18 protein-coding genes and 1 pseudogene are annotated in these 20,306 nt (G+C 64.8%); all 19 read right to left on the bottom strand.

All coding sequences use genetic code 11. From position 1 onward, the window contains the following. Nucleotides 1–10: 10 nt before the first annotated feature. Nucleotides 11–733, bottom strand: coding sequence for a GntR family transcriptional regulator (locus Q0176_RS09630; RefSeq protein WP_299302152.1), 723 nt, complete (start codon nt 731–733; stop codon nt 11–13). Then, on the bottom strand, nt 733–1,194 hold the full coding sequence (locus Q0176_RS09625) for a UTRA domain-containing protein (protein ID WP_299302150.1): 462 nt from the start codon (nt 1,192–1,194) through the stop codon (nt 733–735). The genes Q0176_RS09630 and Q0176_RS09625 overlap by 1 nt, the downstream gene beginning before the upstream one ends. Nucleotides 1,195–1,269: 75 nt before the next feature. Beyond that, nucleotides 1,270–1,455: pseudogene (locus Q0176_RS11260) on the bottom strand (GntR family transcriptional regulator); the annotation flags it as partial. Between the two features lie 52 nt (nt 1,456–1,507). Next, nucleotides 1,508–2,620 carry a sn-glycerol-3-phosphate ABC transporter ATP-binding protein UgpC gene (ugpC, locus tag Q0176_RS09620; RefSeq protein WP_299302148.1) on the bottom strand — a complete coding sequence of 371 codons (1,113 nt, stop codon included), beginning with the start codon at nt 2,618–2,620 and terminating at the stop codon, nt 1,508–1,510. Between the two features lie 7 nt (nt 2,621–2,627). Continuing rightward, entirely contained in the window at nt 2,628–3,650 is a 1,023-nt protein-coding gene (locus Q0176_RS09615; RefSeq protein ID WP_299302146.1) for an SIS domain-containing protein, read from the bottom strand. 2 nt (nt 3,651–3,652) lie between these two features. After that, nucleotides 3,653–4,486, bottom strand: coding sequence for a carbohydrate ABC transporter permease (locus tag Q0176_RS09610; protein WP_299302145.1), 834 nt, complete (start codon nt 4,484–4,486; stop codon nt 3,653–3,655). Nucleotides 4,487–4,495: 9 nt separating this feature from the next. Then, nucleotides 4,496–5,377: a sugar ABC transporter permease gene (locus Q0176_RS09605; RefSeq protein ID WP_299302142.1), complete on the bottom strand. Its 882-nt coding sequence runs from the start codon at nt 5,375–5,377 to the stop codon at nt 4,496–4,498. A gap of 203 nt (nt 5,378–5,580) precedes the next feature. Further along, on the bottom strand, nt 5,581–6,870 hold the full coding sequence (locus tag Q0176_RS09600; RefSeq protein ID WP_299302140.1) for a sugar ABC transporter substrate-binding protein: 1,290 nt from the start codon (nt 6,868–6,870) through the stop codon (nt 5,581–5,583). 55 nt (nt 6,871–6,925) lie between these two features. Next, the gene (locus Q0176_RS09595; RefSeq protein WP_299302138.1) at nt 6,926–7,768 is read right to left on the bottom strand and encodes a PfkB family carbohydrate kinase; all 843 of its coding nucleotides are present in this window, start codon (nt 7,766–7,768) and stop codon (nt 6,926–6,928) included. A gap of 3 nt (nt 7,769–7,771) precedes the next feature. Beyond that, nucleotides 7,772–8,794, bottom strand: coding sequence for an SIS domain-containing protein (locus tag Q0176_RS09590; protein ID WP_299302136.1), 1,023 nt, complete (start codon nt 8,792–8,794; stop codon nt 7,772–7,774). A gap of 242 nt (nt 8,795–9,036) precedes the next feature. Continuing rightward, nucleotides 9,037–10,707, bottom strand: coding sequence for a hypothetical protein (locus tag Q0176_RS09585; RefSeq protein ID WP_299302133.1), 1,671 nt, complete (start codon nt 10,705–10,707; stop codon nt 9,037–9,039). 280 nt (nt 10,708–10,987) lie between these two features. Further along, a complete protein-coding gene (locus Q0176_RS09580; RefSeq protein ID WP_299302131.1) occupies nt 10,988–11,473 on the bottom strand; it encodes a DUF340 domain-containing protein in 486 nt (161 codons plus the stop codon). Between the two features lies 1 nt (nt 11,474). Then, nucleotides 11,475–12,308, bottom strand: a complete 834-nt coding sequence (locus Q0176_RS09575) for a DUF3100 domain-containing protein (protein ID WP_299302129.1) — start codon at nt 12,306–12,308, stop codon at nt 11,475–11,477. A 139-nt stretch (nt 12,309–12,447) separates the two neighbouring features. Continuing rightward, nucleotides 12,448–12,897: a dUTP diphosphatase gene (dut, locus tag Q0176_RS09570; protein ID WP_299302127.1), complete on the bottom strand. Its 450-nt coding sequence runs from the start codon at nt 12,895–12,897 to the stop codon at nt 12,448–12,450. A 6-nt stretch (nt 12,898–12,903) separates the two neighbouring features. Further along, nucleotides 12,904–15,183 (bottom strand): polyribonucleotide nucleotidyltransferase, encoded by a 2,280-nt coding sequence (locus Q0176_RS09565; RefSeq protein WP_299302124.1) that lies wholly within the window; start codon nt 15,181–15,183, stop codon nt 12,904–12,906. A gap of 266 nt (nt 15,184–15,449) precedes the next feature. Next, complete coding sequence (locus tag Q0176_RS09560; RefSeq protein ID WP_299302120.1) at nt 15,450–16,916, bottom strand: excinuclease ABC subunit UvrC; 1,467 nt, start codon at nt 16,914–16,916, stop codon at nt 15,450–15,452. 199 nt (nt 16,917–17,115) lie between these two features. Then, nucleotides 17,116–18,507, bottom strand: coding sequence for a solute carrier family 23 protein (locus Q0176_RS09555; RefSeq protein ID WP_299302117.1), 1,392 nt, complete (start codon nt 18,505–18,507; stop codon nt 17,116–17,118). A gap of 117 nt (nt 18,508–18,624) precedes the next feature. Beyond that, a complete protein-coding gene (locus Q0176_RS09550; RefSeq protein ID WP_299302114.1) occupies nt 18,625–19,446 on the bottom strand; it encodes a SprT family zinc-dependent metalloprotease in 822 nt (273 codons plus the stop codon). Further along, a complete protein-coding gene (gene plsY, locus Q0176_RS09545) occupies nt 19,443–20,039 on the bottom strand; it encodes a glycerol-3-phosphate 1-O-acyltransferase PlsY (protein WP_299302110.1) in 597 nt (198 codons plus the stop codon). The genes Q0176_RS09550 and plsY overlap by 4 nt, the downstream gene beginning before the upstream one ends. Between the last annotated feature and the right edge of the window lie 267 nt (nt 20,040–20,306).

Genomic DNA, 20,306 nt, shown 5'->3' with positions numbered 1-20,306 from the left:
GCGCCCCGCCCTATCTCGGCGCTCTGCGGAAGCTCACCCTCAGGTCGCAGACGTCGCCCCGCGTCCGGTAGCGGAAGAACGCAAGGGGGCGTCCGGCCTCGTCAAAGTCCCGGCGTTCCAGGAGCAGGATGGGGTCGCCCTCCGACAGCCCCAGCAGTTTCCCGTCCCCGGGGTCCACGGGGACGATCTCCAGGCTCTGCTCCGTCCTGAACGATGTCCTGCCGTAGTAGCGAAAGACCTCCATGACGGAGAACGCCATGAACTCGATCCCCTCGATGCCCGGAAAGACCTCCCGGGGCAGGTAGAACTCCTCGACGTAGAGGGGCTGGCTCCCCTCCAGGACGCGCTGCCTGACGTGGAAGAGCGGATCGTCCGCAGGGACGGCCAGCTTCCTCCCGTAATAGGGCCCCGCGGCACGAAGCGCCTTCTTCAGGACCTGCCGTCTCAGACGGTGCGGTTCCCGGAGCCGAAAGCCGAACTCCCCCTCGCCCAGGCGGGTCTCCGCCTTCAGCCTCACATAGACGCCCTTCCCCGCGACACTCCTCAGCAGCCCTTCTCGGACCAGGAGGGCGACGGCCTCCCGGACCGTCCGGCGGTTCAGGCCATAGGCCGCAGCCAGCTCGTTCTCGGAGGGGATCGCCGTCCCCGGCGGATACTCCCCCTCCTCGATCTTCGCCCGCAGCACCTCCCGGAGCTGGGCTCTGTAGCTCGGAAATCCGTCGTCCCTGGGCATCAGGCTTCTTCCTCGCGGCAGGCGGCGTTGTGATAGATGAGACGAAGCCTGTCGCTCCGTATGACGCTCTTGCAGTACTCGACGGGAGTGCCCCCGCCATCGGTGACGACGGAGCGGACAAAAAAAGCGGGGCTCCCCTCGGAGACCCGCAGATGCCGCGCCTCCCACGCGTCCACGTAGGTAACGCTTATCGTCTCCTGTCCGACGGACAGGTCCGCGCCGTATTCCTCCTCGAGGACCGAATACAGGGAACTCGAGGAGAGGGTTCGGTCGGAGATTCCGGGGAAGGCCGCCTCGCTGAGGTAAACGTACTCCAGAAGCAGGGGCTCCTCATCGAGCCGGCGAAGCCTCACGGCATGAAAAATGGACGTCCCCAGGGGAACCCGCAGGAACTTGCTCACGGACTTCGGGGCCTCGAAGGAACCGGATCTCAGGACCACGGAGTCCGGCTCCATCCCCATCGAGCGGCCCCACTGGGTGAACGACAGAAGGTCCGTCAGGTCCTTTTCGAGCCTGCGTCTTTCGACGTAATGCCCCGACCCGACGCGGCTGGCGATCCTCCCCTCGAGGCGCAGGAGGGAGAGCGCCCGCCGCAGCGTCTCCCGGTGGACGTTCAGGGCGCCGCAGATCTCCCGCTCGCTGGGAAGCCGGCCTCCGCGCGCCGGGTCGGATTCCTCGAGAAGGCAGAGGAGCCGCTCCTTCGCCCTCTCGAAAGGCGTGATCTCCTTAATGGTCCGTCAGCCTCCCCTCCCGACTCCCTCTCTCCCGCTCCCGCTACAGGATGTTCCGTTCCGTATCCTTGTCGAAGACGTGGATGCGGTTCCAGTGGACGTGGAACTCGGCCTCGTCCCCCACCGTCTTCTCCGTATCCGGGACGACCCGCGCCACGACCTGCCGGCCGAAGAGCGTGGAGTAGAGAAGCGTCTCGGACCCCATGAGCTCCGCCACCTCCACGGTGGAGCGTAGGCGGGAAAACCTCTTCGTGAGGGGGTTGACCTCGCTCTCGTGAAGGCTTTCGGGGCGGATTCCGGCCACGACCTCCCTGCCCACGTAGCCCCTCTCCTTCAGCTTTCGTTCCCGCTCCTCGGAGACCCCCAGGACGCTGCCGTCCGGGAGCCGGATCTGAAGGACCCCATCCTCCTCGACGACCGTCCCGGGGAGGAAGTTCATCTGAGGGCTTCCGATGAAGCCGGCCACGAACATGTTGACCGGCCGGTCGTACAGCGCCTTGGGGGCGTCTATCTGCTGAATCTCCCCGCCGTTCATGATGACGATGCGGGTCCCCATCGTCATGGCCTCGGTCTGGTCGTGGGTCACGTAGATGAAGGTCGTCTTCAGGCGGTTGTGCAGCTTGGCGATCTCCGCACGCATCTGGACCCGCAGTTTGGCGTCCAGGTTCGAGAGGGGCTCGTCCATCAGGAAGACCCGGGGCTCGCGGACGATGACCCTCCCCAGGGCGACGCGCTGGCGCTGACCGCCCGAGAGCGCCCTGGGCTTTCGGTGCAGCAGGTCCTCGATGCCCAATATCTCCGCCGCCGCCCTCACGCGCTTTTCGATGACGTCCCCGGGGACCTTGCGGAGCTTCAGGCCGAACGCCATGTTGTCGTAGACGGTCATATGCGGGTAGAGGGCGTAGTTCTGGAACACCATGGCGATGTCCCGGTCCTTGGGGCAGAGCCCGTTCACCAGGGCGCCGTCGATGTAGAGCTCCCCCTCGCTGATGTCCTCGAGCCCGGCGATCATCCGCAGGGTGGTGCTCTTTCCGCAGCCGGAGGGTCCGACCAGCACGATGAACTCCCGGTCATCGATGGTCAGGTTGAAGTCCTTGACGGCGACGACGCCCCCGGGATAGACCTTCTTGAGCCCCTTCAGTTCCAGACTGGCCATGGCGTTCCTAGTACGGCACCTTGCCCATGTAGCGACGGGTCTTGAGGGGATGGTTTCTCCTCTCCGCCAGGGCGTCGCTGTAGCGGCCGAGCACGGCCAGCAGGATGAACGGGCCGTAGATTCCGCGCCGCTCCGGGGCTATTCCCTCCAGAGGATAGTTCTTCGTGTCGATCAGATGGGCCCTGCGGGTGTACTGTTCGGCAAACTTGACCACGCGCTCGGTGAGAGGCCGGGTCTCGTCCTCGCCCTGGAATATCAGCAGGTTGGTGTCCTCCGTGAGGATCTCGAAGGCCCCGTGGAAGAACTCCCCCGCATGGATGGACTGGGCGGGAATCCACTGCATCTCCTGGAGGATGCACATGGCGTAGGAGTAAGCCTCGCCCCAGTTGATGCCGCTCCCGGTGACCATGAAGAAGGTCTGGTCGTGATTCTTCTCGGCGAACTCCCGGGCCTCGTCCCCGGCAGCGGCGCGGATGCGCATCAGCCCCTCCGGCAGAAGGCTCAGCTCCTTCTGCACCTGCTCGTAGTCGATGCCGTATCCCAGCTTGTCCAGGAGGCAGAAGACGATCTGATAGAGCATGATGAGCTTGGAGTCCGTGACCCCGAACGGCGCATCGTTGGCGAAGACGTAGTCCACGGTCTTGCCCAGCGGGGTGTCCGCCTTGCCGGCAAAGGCTATGGTGCGGGCGCCCCTCGAGCGGGCCAGCTCTGCGGCGGCCACGGTCTCCTTCGTCGTCCCCGTATAGGACGAGAGAATGACCAGGGAGCGCTCCGTCAGCGCCTTGGGCTTCATGTTCAGGAACTCGCTGGAGTTGTAGGGGGCCGAGGGAAGCGCCGTGTGAAGGGCCATCAGATACTGCAGCGGATACATGACCGCAAGGGAGCCGCCGCAGCCCACGAAGAAGACGCTGTCGATCGGCTTCTTCGTTATCTCCTTCATGGCCGCCTCGATGTTCTCCCTCTCCCGGATGCCCCGCATGAGCACTTCCCTGTATTCCTGGTGAGACTGTTGAGCCTGAAGATCACTCATAGCTATCCTTTCACTCCTCCCGAGGTTATGCCTCGAATAAACTGTTTTTGAAAGATCAGAAAAAGGACCACCATGGGCAGGGCGGAAAGCGTCAGCCCCGCCATGAGGATCGTCCATTCGGTGCGCAGACTGCTCTTGAGCCCCATCAGGCCGATGGGGATGGTCCTCAGGCTGTCGCTCTCGATGAACACCAGGGCGAACATGAACTCGTTCCAGCAGCTCATCGCGGTGAACAGGGCGGCCGTGACCAGGATGGGCTTGCTCATGGGAAGGATGATCCTGTAGAAGACCGTCCAGGCGGAACAGCCGTCGATGTAGGCGGAGTCCTCTATCTCCCTTGGGAGCGACAGCATGTAGGACCGGATCAGGAAGGTGGTGAAGGGGATCCGGTAGGCGACGTAGGGAATGACGAGGGCCCAATAGGTGTTGTAGAGCTTCAGCCTTTGAAGCAGCCTGAAGAGCGGGATCAGGCTGACCTGAGGGGACAGCATGAGCCCTCCGAGGACGAAGAGAAGCAGGACTCCCTGCCCCCGAAACTCGAAGCGGCTCAGGGCGAAGGCCGCGCAGGCGCTGATGAAGAGGGTCAGGCAGACCGAGGTCCCCGTGACGATGATGCTGTTCAGAAAATAGCGCCCCACGCCGCCCCTCCACGCGGTCGCGTAGTTCTCCCACAGAAATTTTTCAGGAAGCCCCCAGGTGTTCAAAAAGAGCCCCTGATTGTCCTTGAAGCCGCTGAGGACCATCCAGACCAGCGGCAGGATGATGAGCAGTGCGTAGAGGGCGAGAAGTCCGAGGATGAGGAGGTGTCCCGCCCTCCATCGGTTGTCGTGCATCATGGCGATGACCTAACTTTCCTGCCGTTTCGACGCCAGCAGCTGGACGAGCGTCATGGTGAAGGTGATGACGAAGATCGTCGTGGCGATGGCCGAGGCCAGCCCCATCTCGTCGTTGCGGAACCCCGCGCGGTAGAGATAGGAGGCCAGCACCTCCGTGCTGCGTCCCGGCCCGCCGGCCGTCATGACGTAAACCTCGTCGAAGACCTTGAACCCTCCGATGAGGGTGATGATCACGCACATCACCAGCGTGTCCTTGACCTGGGGCAGCGTCACGTAGCGGAACTTCTGGAACGCGTTGACCCCGTCGATCTCCGCGGCCTCGTAGAGCTCCTGCGGGATCTTCTGGATCGCCACCAGGAAGAGCAGCATGATGTAGCCCATGTACTGCCACTGCGAGGTCGCGATGATCGCGAAGATGGCCGTGTTCTTCTCCCCGAGCCACGCATGGCACAGCCCTCCGAGCCCGATGCCCCTGAGCCCCTGGTTCAGCAGACCGATGCTCGGATGGTAGACCAGCTGAAAGAGGAGCCCCACCACCGAGATGGAGATGACGGAGGGCAGAAAGTAGACGGTGCGGAAGAAGGGCTGCATTCCTCGGAAGAGTTTTTCCTCCAGGACCGCCGCGAAGACCAGGCCCAGGCCGACCTGGAAGACGATGGATATCGCGGAATAGAGAACGTTGTTCTTGAGCGCCGTGTAGAAGACGGCGTCCGAGAAGAGCTTCCGGTAATATTCCAGTCCGACGTACACCCTCTCGCTGGAGAACGCCTTCCATCGATAGAGGCTCAGGACGAAGCTCTCCGCGATGGGGTAGTAGACGAACAGCAGGAGCAGAAGAAGCGCCGGCAGCAGGAAGAGAAGGGCCAGCTTTTTATTGCCGTAGATATTCATGCAAGATCTCCCTCTTCAAGGATCTCTTCCGTGACGAAGGGGCCGCCGGATACGGCCGGCGGGGGCCCGGGGAAACATTATAGAAAAATACAAAAGTGCCGAATCGCCTGTCGGCGTCGAAGACGAGGCTCTCGGGCCCCGGCATGAGCGAACGGCCCAACGCGGTAAGCGGCCTGCAGCGACAGGCCGCTTACCGCCCCGCCCTACTGCTTCGCCGCCTCCGAGCGTACCGCCGCAGCGGCGGCCTGCACGTCCTTCATGACCTCCTCGGCGCTCTTATCCCCGTTCAGGAGCTCCTGGAGGTCGGGGAGGTAGACGTCCGAGATCTTGATGTCGATGTCGGTATCCAGCCAGAGCGCCATCCCCTCGGCCCTGGTGACGGCCTCGAGCCCTTTGACCAGCATCTCCATGGAGTTCTCCTTGTTGACGGCGCCGATGACGGGGCTGGGCCACCCCATGGCCCGGACCATCTTGTCGGAGTTCTCCTTGTTCGTCAGGAAGCTCAGGAAGGCGACGGCCTGGTCGGGATGCTTCGTCCTGGCGGAGACCATGAACCCGTCCGGAGCTCCCGTCAGGAACTTCGGGTTGCCGGGGGTCCCCTCGATGGACGGCATCGCGAAGAAGCCCCAGTTCCCGGCCATCTTCTCCTCGATGTCCCGGAACTCCTCCAGCTCGACGTAGACCATCGCGACCCGACCGCCGTAGAACATCTCGAGCGCCATGTTGTGCTCCGTGGAGTTGGCCCCCATGCTGAAGTAACCCTTGTCGTTCAGCCCCTTGAAATACTCCAGGGCCTTAACGTAGCCGGGGTCGGTGAACTCGCCGGAGGCCGCAGCGTAGTCCTTCTCGCGCACCTCCTGGGGAACGCACTTCTGGTTGAGCCCCGTGATGTAGTGGCAGCTCGCCCAGGGGTAGATGTTGCCGAACCCGATGGGCGTGACGCCCGCCTGCTTCAGTTTCTCGAGCCCGGCGGTGAACTCCGTCCAGGTTTCGGGTTCCTTCAGGCCGTTGTCCTCGAACATCTTTTTGTTGTAGACGAAGAACTTTCCGTTGATTCGATAGGGAACGCCATAGTACCGGCCCTGCGTCGCGAAGGGCTCCAGCCCGGCCTTCATGAAGCCGTCGCGCCAGGAGGGCTCCTTCTCGAAATACGGCGTCAGGTCCAGGACCGCCCCGGAACGGATGAAGTTCCTGGCAAACTCGCCGCTCCACGAGAAGAAGATGTCGGGCTGCTGGTCGGTCCCCATCTGAATGCGCAGCTTGTCCTTGATGGGCTCGTCGCCGGCCGCCTCGATCTGGATCTTGACGTCGGGGTGCGCCTTCTCGAAATCCCTGGCGACCTGGAGAAAAAAGTCGTTGTACTCCACCTTCGGCCACTTGTGAAGGAACTTGAGCGTCACCGGATCGCCGGCCTCCGCGGCGCCGCACAGGACAAACGCCGACAGCACGAACAAAAACGCGTACAGGACAAATCTCGAACGGAACTGTTTCATTGCTGTTTCTCCTCCTTGATCTGGGTGTCCGTAAACTTCCTCTATTCTTTCTCCGTCATTCCGCGACGGGTCGGTAAGCCCTGGGATGGCCGAAGGCCCCGTAATAGGAGCATGTGGCGGCCGCGCTCCGGGCCGCCTCCCTCAGGGCGAGCGAGGGCTCCTCGCCGGAGACGATACCCACGATCAGCCGCGCGATGAAGGCATCCCCGGCGCCCAGCGTGTCCACGACGCGGCAGGGAACGGCCTCCTGCCGCCAGGTCCGCCCGCCGTAACGCAGGACGGCCCCCTTCGCCCCCCGGGTGACCAGGGCCAGCCGCGCCCCCCGGTCCTCCACGCGCGCAAGGAACGCCTCCAGCTCGGACTCCTCCGTATCCCTCGCGCCCGGGAACATCCTCGAGCCCGAAAAAAAGGCGTAATCCACCGAGCCAAGGACCCGGTCCAGATACGCCTCGTCAAATTCGTTCGAGAAGTCGAAGGCCAGGATGCGGCTGCTCGCACGGAGCTCCTGCAGCTGCCCCTCGATTCCGCTGTAGATGCTGGTGTGGACGACATCGAAATCATGAATGAAACCGAGGTCCTCCGGGGTGAGGACGAGCTTGGAGCTGGCGCCCTTCTCCCCCCCGACGAAGGTCCTGTCCCCGTCCACAAGGGCCACTCGGCTGTAGGAGTTCCTCTCCGGAAGCACCTTGACCCGGGACGTATCCAACCCCTCCAGGCCCAGTGCCTCGAGAAGCCAGCTTCCCCCCTCGTCGTCCCCGACGGCGCCGACGTAGGCCGCGGCCTCCGCCCCGAAGCGCAGGGCCAGCACCGGGACGTTGACCGCATTGCCGCCGGGATACATCAGGCCCTGATCGATGTACCGGTCCAGAACGTTGTCGCCGACCCCGACGATCCTCATGGCCTAATACTCCGCGAGGCCGCCGTAATAGCGCCGGCCGTCCGGGTTGTGATCCTTGTAGACGGAGAGGTAGTAGTAGAAGAACTCCAGCGGGACGAAGAGGACCATGGGGTCCAGGGCCGGATGCAGCCCGCCCTCGAAGTCGCGCACGTCGAAGACGACGACGTTTTTGCTGTGCCGTTCGACGAAGCGCAGGCTCCGCTCCGTGATCGGCCGCGAGGCGTCGTTCCCCACAAGGAAGACGTAGGGCACGTCCTCCTCGACGACCTCCAGGGGACCGTGGCGGAACTCCGACGCGTTGAGGCTGCACCCGTGGGTCCAGGTGAACTCCAGCATCGTGATGACCCCTTCTTTGTATCCCAGGGGCAGCAGATTCCCCGCGGAGACGGTGTAGATCAGGTCCCATTTTGAGGCCCGCTCCCCCAGGGCCTTCATGTCCTCTTCGACGTCGTTCACCAGGCGCGCGAGGACCTCGGGGAGCCTCCGCATATCCTCCATGATGGGCTCCAGCCCCTCGACCCCCGCCTCCTGCATCGCCCGCAGCGCGAGGCAGTAGGCGATCAGGAGATGAACCTCCCAGATGCAGTCCGCATGGTAGTCGACCAGGAACTCCGCCGCGTCCGCAAGGGGGTTCTCCGCGGTCTTGGTCACGGCGACGGTCATGGCCCCCCTCCGCCGCGCAAGGGCCAGGGAATCGCAGACCTCCTGCGTCCTGCCCGAGTCGCTGACTCCGACGACTAGGGTATTCCGCCCCAGGACATGCGGAGGCTCGCAGAGAAAGTCCATGCCGCTGAAGGCCCCCGAGCGCAGCGACGAGAGGGACACCAGCATTCTCTGCGCCGTCTGGCAGGCGCAGAGCGGAGAGCCGCAGGCCACGAAATAAAGGGTGTCGATCCCCCTCCGCCGCATCTCGGGAAGGATCTCCGCCTCGATACGGGGGAAGACGTCCCCCAGGACATGGCGCACCTCATCGGCCATGTGGGCCGTTACCAGAAAATCCACGTTGTCCTTGTCCAGATTCAGCATCGTTCCGTCCGATCCTTTCAGGCTCGCTTGCGTTCGCACTTTTATAAAGTGGTACTGCCCGCAAAAAAGCGTTCCAATTTCAAAAAGACTCCTCCGAGTGATTCAATACAAACCCTTTATGATGACGCTTCCCGAAACCTTCCTATGGACCGGGCTTCAAAAGCCATGACAGGATCGCTTTTTCCCGTACCAATATGTTCAATATATCACGCCGCGGCGGGGTGTCAATATCCGGGCGTCCCCTACAGGACCTGTATGGCGAGCCGGAACCTCTGAAGCTCCTTGCTCACGCTGTCGTTCTCGGGCTCGTACAGCCGCTGGAGCCCGCAGGAGCGGACGAAGTCGTCCAGGCGGCGGCCGCTCCTGTCCCTCAGTTTGCGCAGGTTGTCGTAGGACACCTCGCCGCTTCCGCCGCTCTTCAGGTTTTGCAGATGGGCGAGATTGAAGTCGGAGAAGGCCGCGGTATGGGTTTCGGCGTCCAGGTAGAAGAGCCCCGGCCTGTCCAGCGCGCCCCGGCGCAGAAAGAGCTGTCCCTGCCGCAGCTCCGCGCTGAAGAGGTCCGGGCTGAAGAAGACGCGGTCTCCTTCGGCGCGCAGGCGGCAAAGGGAGCCCTCGAGCCTGAGGGGCGAGAAGTTGCCGATTTCGCGCACCCTCAGCTCGAGCTTCTGCGCCCGCAGGCGCATATCCGTATTCCTCAGGAAGAGCCAGCCCCAATACCTCCGTTCGATATCGTCGGGAAGGCGCAGGGACGTTTCCCCCCGGGCCGACAGCCCGAGCAGGAACAGAAAGTCGATCTCCCAGGGATCGGTCAGGAGTATCTCGCAATCGCCGACAATCAAAGGTCTCTGATGCCCCTGCGCGGACAGGGGGAGCACCACCTCGAGCGGTTCCTCCCCCTTTAGCCCTCCGCCCCCCGGGGACAGCTCCGCGCGCCTGAGGAAGAGGGACGACGCGGAGTCCCCCAGTTCTTCCAGCCACTCCGGGAACCCATCGTCCTGCGCGTCCAGGAAAGCCCTGCGCTCCGGCAGACAGGGGGCCTGCATCTCATCCAGACAAAAAAGCTCCCCATCCTTTACGTTGGATGCCAGCCAGGCATCCCCGGCCGGCGTCAGGACGATTTCGAAGAGCGTAAAGCGGCATTCGGTCATGCAGTGCTGCGCGTTGGCGCCATGGATGAAGGTCGCGGGGGGCCGCTGGAAGGCGGACCGGGAGAAGGTATAATGCGTCTTGTGCTGCAGGCCGAGCTCCTCCTGGAGCTCCCGGACGAGCGTATACTCCAGCGCCCGCCCGATCAAGGCCTCCTCGTCGGCCGACAGGGGGCGGGGAAGTCCGTAGAGCAATTCGATCCCCCGCTCGGTCGTCATCCCCGGCTCGGACGCCTTCAGGTCGTGAAGATTGACCCGCCCGCCGGGAAAGCCGTAATTTCCGTGCAGGGCGTTGTCGGGGTCGTCCTCCCGGTTCTCGCGCCGCTTCAGAATGAAGCGGCCCTCCCTGCGGATAACGCCCCAAGCCACGAAGGTACGGCGGATGGGAGGCCCCTTGGTCCGCTCCTCGCGCAGAACCTCCATGGCGTGGAGTACCTTGTGCTGCCTCGAGATGTCGTCGTTCGTCCCGGCGGCCCAGAAGCCCTCCCAGAAGGGGCCCTGCCCCTCCGCGAGGAGCGAGAGGAGAGAACAGGCGAACAGCCGTGCCGGGTAGGAGACGAAGCGCCAGACCCCCTCTCGCGCCCGCGCGGGTTCCAGCAGGCCGGCCCGGCAGAAGATCTCCTGCACCAGGGCCACCGTCGCCCGCGGCCAGTCCGAATCCTCCTCGATGAGCCGCTCCAGCTCCCCAGCGGCGACCTCCGTGACCCCGCCTCCCTCGGCGGCACAGAGGGGCAGGTGACTCAAAAATTTTTTCCAGACCTCATTCACGTCCGCGGCCTCCCCGAGTCGAGATACGAGCCTCCGCCCATCCGGCGAAAGAACTCCTCCGGGACCGTTCCCCCGGCCCCACCTCCGAATCATAGCACCATCCGGCCCCAGAGGTTTGGGCAAATTCTCCCCCCCGCCTAAACGCAAGGGGCCTTCGGCCCGCGGCTCCGCCTCTTTCGCAAGGCATCCCCACGGTCCCGAAGGCCCGGAACGGCAAACGACCGCATCCGCACTCGGAACGGATTTTGAGAATAGGCGGGACGTCGCCCCCCTCAGGATGTCACTTCAGGCCGCGCAGCACCAGCTCCGCAATCACCGCCGAGCCCATGAACGTCCCGATGAAGACGAAAAGTCCAACCAGGACGATCCTCCAGCCCTGCGTCCGGAGCACACCGATGTCCTTTCCGACGGCGAGTCCCGCATAGGCCAGAATCGGAGTGCAGAGCCCGATGAAGCTGACCTTCGAGACCCACGCGGTCAGCTGCTCCGCTCCGGGGAAGCCGGGGATCGTCACGATGCAGCCCAGCGTGACGATGTAGGCCACGGAGGGAAGCCCCTTCCAGGGCATGACGTGGGCGATGAGGACGCCGCCCGCGACGATGCCGAGCAGCACGAGGATGCCGGGAATGGAGTCCGTGAAGAGCTGGGCCGCCGCGGCCGCGCCCTGTGCGCCGAAGACGGCGAACCCCTTCGCCCCAACCCAGTTACCGATCAGCACCTGCGCGGCACAGATCAGCAGGAATATCGTCATCTGACGGTAGCTCATGCTAATCCTCCCCCTCCTCGGCATTCATGCCGACGGGCACGCTCGGGGCCTCCCCGACCCCCATGATCCGGACAAGCCAGTTGGCGATCGGGAGGCTCAGGAACACGCACATGTAAACCCCGTCGAGCCCCGAGAACATGTTGCTTGCCGAGGCCAGGGCCAGCAGCTCGTCCTTGAGTTGCGGGTACATCGTCACCAGGGGGGTGACCGCGGCGGTCATCATGCTGGCACTGCCCGTCCCCGTCGCCATGGCCAGGGCCTGGGGGCTGAAGAAGGGCATCGTCGATGCGACGAAGGAGGAGAGGAAGCTGCAGAAGAGGGCTCCGAAGATCGTCCCCGTGACGTAGACGCCCATGACGCCGCGTCCCTCGGGTGTGTCGAGCCCGTACTTCTCGCCGATGATGGCGATGTTGGGCTCCCGCGCGTTGGAGAACGCCGCCCCCACCGCCTCGCGGCGCAGGCCCAGCAACACGGCGATGGGGACGCCGAAGAACACGGTACCGATGTTGCCGAACTCCTGAAGCACCAGGGCCGGCCCGGACTGGACGACCTTCCAGAAGTTGGGCCCCACCAGGGTCCCGTAACGCGCCATCAGGAGAAAGAACGAGACCCCCACGAGGGACGACGCCTCGAACATGTCGCTCTGCTTCAGCACTCTCAGGGCGGGCAGCCCGCAGAGGGCGCCCAGCACGAAGGAATAGAGCAGGGGGATCAGGACCAGCATCCCCGGACCGAGCTTGAAGGTCCGAACCCCGACGGTCTCGGCCAAAACCGTGAAGACGAGGACCAACAGGTGCAGCTTCCAGTTTCGCAATGCCTTATCGACGATATCCATGCCGCAGCGACACTCCTTTTGCCAGACTCTTCCACCAAACCCTTCTGCCAGATCCTTCTCCGGCCTGAAGCACGGATGCCCCGCACGGGGCCCGCCAACTTCTCAAGCCCTTTTTGCCCTTTTCCCCGAAAAAGCGTCCTCACCTTCCGGTGCTGCCGAAGCCCCCCTCCCCCCGTTCCGTGGCGTCGAGCACCTCCGCCTCGCTCCACGCCACCCGCGCGACGGGCGCGACGACCATCTGGGCGATGCGGTCTCCCGGCTCGACGACAAAGGGCTCCTGGCCGAGGTTCATCAGGATCACCCCGATCTCTCCGCGGTAGTCCGCGTCGATCGTTCCCGGGCTGTTGGGAAGCGTGACGCCGTGCTTCAGGGCCAGGCCGCTCCGGGGGCGGACCTGTGCCTCGTACCCCTCCGGGAGGGCGATGCGCAGGCCCGTCGGAACCAGGGCCCGGCCGCCCGGAGGGATCACACGGGCCTCCGACGCCCGTAAATCCACCCCGGCCGAGGCCGGGGTGGCATATTCGGGCAAGGGAAAGTCCTTCGCCCGTCCTGAGCGTGCGATCAGCACCCTGACCATCTTGTCGGGCATGAAACCCTAGCGGTCCCTCCGGGAACGGTCCCCGCCGAAGCGGCGCTCCCGCCCGCCCCTGTCGCGATCCCCGCGATCGCCGAATCCGGGGCGGTCGCCCCGGGGCGGTGCGGGCGGAGCCTTCTCGGCGATGCTCGCAATCAGGTTGTCGCGCTCGTGCTCATCGGGTAGTGCGGCGGCAAAGCCGGCGGCACGCACCTTGTCCTCGTCGGCCAGGAGGCGCCGCCGGGTGAGGTTGACGCGGCCCATGTCGTCGATCTCCTTGACCATGACGAGCACGCGGTCCCCGGGCTTGAACACGTCCTCGACCTTGGGCACGCGGTGCGTGCTCATCTCGCTGAGGTGCAGCAGCCCCTCCTTGCCGGGCAGACACTCCACGAAGGCGCCGAACGCCATCAGGCGCGTGACGGTGCCCCAGTAGACCTCCCCGGCCTCCAGGTCCTTCGTCAGGGCCAGAACCATGTCCCGGGCCTCGTCCACCTGCTCCTGCGTCGGCCCGGCGATGCTCACCTCGCCCGTATCCTCCACGTTCATCTTGACGCCGGTCCTCTGCGTGATACCGCGGATCGTCTTGCCGCCGGGGCCGATGACGTCCCGGATTTTCTCGGGGTCGATGCCCATCTTGAGGATGCGCGGCGCGTTCGGCGACAGGGAGTCCGGGACGGAAATCTCGGCCTCCATCCTGTCGAGGATCTGCATACGGGCCTGCTTCGCCTGGGACAGCGCGTTCTGGAGGATCTCCCGCGTGATGCCGCCCGCCTTGTTGTCCATCTGGAGGGCCGTCACGCCCAGGCGCGTGCCGGCGACCTTGAAGTCCATGTCGCCGTAATGGTCCTCGAGCCCCTGGATGTCCGTCAGCACGCGGACCTTGTCGCCCTCCTTGATCAGCCCCATGGCGATGCCCGCGACGTGGCGCCGCAGGGGAACGCCTGCGTGCATCATCGAAAGGCTGCCGCCGCAGATGCTGGCCTGCGAGCTCGAACCGTTGGACTCCAGGATGTCGGAGACGACGCGGACCACGTAGGGGAACTCGTCCTCCGTGGGGATGACGGGCCGCAGCGCGCGCTCCGCCAGGGCTCCATGACCGATCTCGCGCCGGCCGGGGCCGCGCATGGGGCGCACCTCGCCGACGGAATAGGGCGGGAAGTTGTAGTGCAGAATGAAGCGCTTGGCGGGCTCGTCCAGCTTGATGCCGTCCAGCACCTGGTCGTCCTCCCCCACCATGCCCAGCGTCGTCACGGCCAGGGACTGGGTCTCGCCGCGGGTGAAGAGCGCCGAACCGTGGACACGGGGCAGGATACCCGTCTCGCAGGAGATGGGGCGCAGCTCGTCCATGGCCCTGCCGTCGACGCGAACCCCCTCGTCGACGATGATGGCGCGCATGATGTCCTTGACGCGCCCGTCGACGCATGCGGAGATGTACTCCCCCTTGTCGGGAAACGCCTCTGAGAAATGCTCCTTCGCCGTCCTCTTGACCTCCGCAATCTTCTCGTAGCGGGGCTTCTTCTCATGAATGCGGACGGCGGCGTCGATCTCCCGGTCCTGGTTCGCGCGGACCCAATCGTCGATCTCGGAGATGCGCTCGGGGAGGGGGATCACGATCTCGGGCTTTCCAATCTCCTCCTTCATCTGCCGGAAGAGGGCGATCAGCTTGCGGATCTCGGAGTGGGCCAGGTCGAGAGCGTCGACGAGGACCTCCTCGGAGACCTCCTGAGAGCCGGACTCCACCATGGTGATGCCGTCGTCGTGACCGGCGACCAAAAGCTCCAGCCGGGACTCGGCCATCTGCGCCTCCGTGGGGTTGACGATCAGACTGTCCCCGACCAGTCCGATGCGCACCGCCCCCACGGGGCCGCCCCAGGGGATCCCCGAGATGGACAGGGCCGCCGAGGCCGCATTGATGCCCAGCACGTTGGGCGGATAGATCTGATCCATCGCCATGACCGTGCTCACCACGTGGACGTCGTTGCGCATGGCGTCGTCGAACAACGAACGGATGGAGCGGTCCGCGACGCGCGCGCTGAGGATGGCGGACTCGGAGGGCCGCCCCTCGCGCTTGATGAACCCGCCGGGGATCTTCCCGGCCGAATAGTAGCGTTCCTCGAAATCCACCAGCAGGGGGAAGAAATCTATGCCCGTCCGGGGCGTGTCGGTGACGCAGGCCGTCGTCAGCACGACCGTCTCCCCGTGGGACGCCATCACCGCGCCGTTCGCCTGCTTGGCGACCTTACCCGTCCGGAAGATGATCGGCTGCTCGCCGATCCGTACGGAATATTCCTTTTCCATATAATAGCCTCCTCGATTTTTTATCTTTTCCTGCGTAAACGAGGACAAGAATAACACAACACGAACGTTAGTCCAAGGGAAAAGCCGATGAATTCCAATTTCCAATCATGCGCAGGCCGCATTTACCGCCCTTTGAACGCACCCCGCATCGCTCGTCGCCCGCCTGTTTATCGCTGCGCTCGTTGGTGTTCTGTTGACAAGCGATTCGCACGCCTCATTCTTCGCCGATTCTCTGCCTATTGCCTGCAAACGATTCGGAATCGGACTTACTCCCCGCCCTCGCCCCTCAGGTGCGCGACGATCTTCCGGGCCAGGGCGGGGCCGAGGCCGGGCACGGCGCAGAGCTCCTCGGGCTCCAGGGCGGCAATGCGCTGGACAGAACCGAAGCGCACCAACAGCTGGGCCGCACGCGCCTTTCCGATGCCGGGCACGTCCTCCAGGGCCGACCGGCGCAGCCTTCCGGCCCGCGCGTTGCGATGCGTCGTGATGGCGTAGCGATGGACCTCGTCCCTCAGGCGCTGGAGAAGCTGCAGGACGGGGTCGTCGAGCCCCAGACGCAGGGGGTCGTCCGGCCGTCCGGGCAGGAAGACCAGTTCCTCCCGCTCGGCCAGGGCGATCAGAGGAAGCTCCAGCTTCAATTCATCGAGGGCCTTCAGCGCAAACTCCAGCTGGATGGGGCCTCCGTCGATCAAGGTGAGCTGCGGCATGGGCTCGGACTTGTCCAGGACGTGCCGGTAGCGGCGCAGCACCGTCTCCCGCATGGAGGCGAAGTCGTCGATCTCCCCGTCCTGCAGGGTCCGGATTTTGAAGCGGCGGTAGAGCGAGGGGTTGGGGCGCCCCTGCTCGAAGACGACGCAGCACCCGTAGGTCTCGTGCCCGGACATGTGGGAGATGTCGAAGGCGTCCATCCGCCACGGAAGCGTCTTGAGCCCGAAGAGCTCCTGCATCCGGTTCAGCACCTGCCAGGTCTCGCTGTCCAGGTCCTCCTGGAGCGTCGAGGAGACGCGCTGGCGCGATATCCGCCACAGCGCGCGGATGGTGTCGCGGTACCGCGCGGCCTCCTCGAAGGCCATCCGCTTCGCGGCCGCGTCCATCCTGTGGCGGAGCCGCTCGACCAGCTCGGCGGTGTTGCCCTGGAGGAGCAGGATGATGTCGTTCACGCGCTCGCGGTACTCCGCCTCCGTGCAGAGCGCCGCGCAGGCGCCCATGGACCGGCCGAGGCTGTACTCCAGGCAGGGGCGCCGCTCGGGGTCCGGGCGCAGCTCCGACCGACAGACGCGCAGGGGAAAATAGCGCTCCGCCAGGCGCAGCAGGGTGCGGATGTTCCCGGCACTGACGAAGGGCCCCAGGTAGACGGAGCCGTCGTCCTCCTTCCGGCGCGTGATCTCCAGGCGCGGAAAGGCCTCGTTCGTGATGCGGATGTAGGGGTAGCGGTCGCTCATCTTGAGGTCGATGTTGAAGAAGGGCGAGTAGCGCCGGATCAGTTTGGCCTCGACAATCAGGGCCTCGGCCTCGCTCTCCGTGCGGATGACGGAGATGTCCCGAACCAGCGAGACCAGCTTGCGGAGCCGCGGCGAGGCGAACCCCGAGTGCCGGAAGTACGACGACACCCGGCGCTTGAGCTTGATGGCCTTGCCCACGTAGAGGACGGTCCCCTCCTCGTCCCGCATGATGTAGACCCCGGGCTTCTCGGGCAGCCCCTTGAGAATGGCGGCGATGTGCGGCGAGGTCATGACAAGGGCCCCCCGCCCGAAAAACGGGGGCTCACGGCATGAGCTGTTTCGATCCTCCGGGTCCCGGATTCCACGGGACGTACGACGTGCCACATGCCTACAGTTTACCGCGCATCCCGCCCGCCGTCACCCGGAGAGGGCGGAGGCTCCGATTGTCGGAGCCCCCGCCTCATCGGTCCGGGCGACCGCCGGGGTTCGCTCAGCGCGTTCCGGCGCCGATACCCCGCTCCTCGTCGGTGCCCGGGACCAGCGAGTCGCAGGCGGCCGCACAGATGCCCGCTACGGCCATGGGGGTCTTGAGGATGGCCCAGAGCATGCCCCCCAGGGTCTGAACGAGCGTGCCGCTGGCCGGGTTCATGAAAAGCTCCTGATTTTTCTCCACCCATCCGGGCAGGCCCAGCGCCATCAGGAAGGAGAAGCCCACGATGAGCACGTTGCGCTGGCTCCCCATATCCGCGCGCATCAGGACCTGGATGCCCAGGGCGCCGATGGTCCCGAAGAGCGCGATGTAGGCCCCGCCGATGATCGGCGACGGCATGGTCGCGATCAGTGCGCCCAGCTTTCCGACGAAGCTCATGAGGATCAGCAGGATCGCCCCGGTCCGGACCACCCACCGGGACGCCACCCCGGTGAGGCCGATCAGCCCGACGTTCTCCGTGTAGGAGGTCGTCCCCACCGAGCCGAAGAGGCCGGACAGGGCACAGTTCAGGCCCTCGGCCCCGATGCCCCGGCTGATGGTCTTCTCGTCCGGGTCCTCGATCCCCGAGGCGTAGGAGACCGAATGGTAGTCCCCGATCGACTCGATCATCACGGCGAAAAAGCCCGCGAGCATTGCGCCGAAGGCCAGCAGGCTGAACTTCGGGGGCCCCCAGGGCATGAAGATCTCATAGCGCAGCCAGGGGGCCTCGGCCACCCGGTCCAGGCCGATGTGGGCGGGGTGCCCCTCGGGGAACACCCCGGCGCGCGACAGCCCGAGGCAGACCAGGTAGGTGATGATGATGGCGGAGAGGATGGCGAAGATGTTGACGTACTTGTTCCGGCTCACCAGGCTGAACAGGAAGATCAGGAGGACGACCGCCAGGGACGCGGGCCAGTAGTTGGCGGCGTTGCCCTGGATGGCGACGGGGGCGAGCGAGAAGCCGATCGCCATGATCACGGGGCCGATGACCACCGGGGTGATGACCTTCCGGACATAGCCCACGATTCCGCTGTATCCGACGACGGACAGAAGGATGCCGCCGAGGATGAGCGCCCCGCCGATATACTGCATCACGGCCTCCGGCCCCATGGCCTTGTACGCTCCGATCACGGTCATCACCGAGGGGATGAAGCTGAAGCTCGACCCCTGCACGATGGGGAGCCCCGACCCCAGCCTGGGGTGCGTCTGGATGAGGGTCGCCACCCCCATGCCGAAATAGACGCACGAGATGAACGCCGCGACCTGAAGCACATCCATCCCCATGGCCGGCCCGAAGATCAGCGGGACCAGCGTGGTCGCGCCGAACAGCGTCAACACGTGCTGGACCCCGGCGAGGATCATGATGGGGAAGGGGGGATTGTCGTCCAGTCCGTAAATCAGTTTCTTTGCCATCGACCGTACCTCCTGAAAGATATTTCCTCTCCACACAAAGCGGGGCGGCAGGAGCGCCCGCTCAACCAACCTTCAACCTGTGACATTCGTCCTGTTATGGCATTCATCTTCGTTCGCTCAGGCGCAGGCCCACGGGGGCACCATCCTCCAGGCCGCCCTGAGCTCCGCGGCATGGCGATCGGCCTCGGGGTCCACGTCCCTCAGGCACTCGTAAAAAGCCCTGGAATGGTTCATCTCCCTCAAATGACAGAGCTCATGCAGCAGGACATGCCGCACGAGCCCGGAGGACAGAAAAAGAAGCCGCGCGTTCAGGCTGATGTTCCCCCTGGACGAGCAGCTTCCCCATCGACTCTTCATCTCCCTGACCGCAATCCGCCCCACCTCGAAACCATGTTCCGCCGCCAGCTCCGTCAGGAGCCGGGGCAGGACCTCCCTCGCGCGCAGAAGGACCCAACGCCGCAGCGCGGCCAAGGCCTCCCCCCTGCAGAAGTCCCGCGGCAGGCGCACGACCCCGTCCCGGGCCAGAGTCCTCTGCGGCGCGGAGTCCGAGAGCTCGACCCGCCAGGTCTCCTCCAGGGCCCTCAGGACGATGCGCCCCGGAACGGAGACCGCCTGGCGTCGGGGCTGAGCGGAGGACAAAAGCTCCATCCGTTCGAGGTTCTTCCGTATCCAGGCCTTATGCGGTTCGATCAGGCGTTCGATCTTCCGCAGCGAGACCAGGCCTGCCGGCACGACCACCGTCAGGCCTCCGCTGCCGACGATCAGCCGCAGGTGCCTGGCCCGCGCGCTTCGCCGAAGCTCGAAGGAACATTTTCCTCCGCCCACGGCCCCCAGATCCAGGACAAGCCTCTCCCTCTCCGCCCCGTCCGGCATCTCACGCGCTTCATCCTCCTCGCTCGAGGCGCGGGCGGCGAGGGGCTCCGCCCGGCGCTTCGTCAAACCGGGTTCTCCCGGCCCTCCAGCAGGCGGGAGACGTTGGACCGGTGGCGGAACATCGCCAGGAGCGCAAGGAGCAGCGCCAGGAGGATAAAGGGAAGGGGCGCATCCAGCATCCAGAAAAAGGCCGGCAGCGCCAGCAGGGACACCATGGAGGCCAGGGATACGTAACGCGTCGACGTCATGACGGCGTACCACAGGGCTCCGCTCATCAGGACGATCGCGAAGGAGTTGTAGGGCCAGATGAAGAACATGGTCCCGTAGGTCGTGGCCACGCCCTTCCCCCCCCTGAACCTCAGCCAGACGGGGTAATTGTGCCCCAGAACGGCGGCCAGGGCCGACAGCGAGAGCAACCAGGGGTCGGAGGAGGCCGATTCCACGGTGAGCAGGAGCGCCAGGGCCCCTTTGAGCATATCGACCAATGTGACGAAAACGGCCCATCCCTGCCCCATCAGACGGCGCACGTTGGTCGCGCCGATGGATCCGGACCCGACCGTGCGTATGTCGACCCCCCTGAAGATACGGGCCACCAGGTATCCCGTAGGCAGAGAGCCGATGAAATAGGAGACGAACATCCAGAACATTGCGACCCGCATCGCTCATCCCTCCTCAAAACAAGGCCCCAACAGGGGCGCCCCGGCAAAAACATATCCCGCTCACGGAGCCTGCGCCCAAAGCGCCGCCCCGCTCGCAGGCTCTCTTGCCGGAAGGTTCCGGCCGCGCAGCGGTCAGTCGATGCCGCCGATGCGGTCGGAACCCTTTTTGATATTCAGCTGTACGAGGTCCTTCTCTTTGAGGATATCCCACTTGAGGTTCAGGACCAGGAGGAAGATAGCGGAAAAAGGATCGACGCGCCAGGAGGC

The sequence above is a fragment of the uncultured Fretibacterium sp. genome (assembly GCF_938040765.1).
In the GTDB taxonomy this organism is placed as follows: domain Bacteria; phylum Synergistota; class Synergistia; order Synergistales; family Aminobacteriaceae; genus CAJPSE01.
Note: the sequence above shows the minus strand (reverse complement) of the source record. Positions and strands in the feature narration are given on the sequence as shown.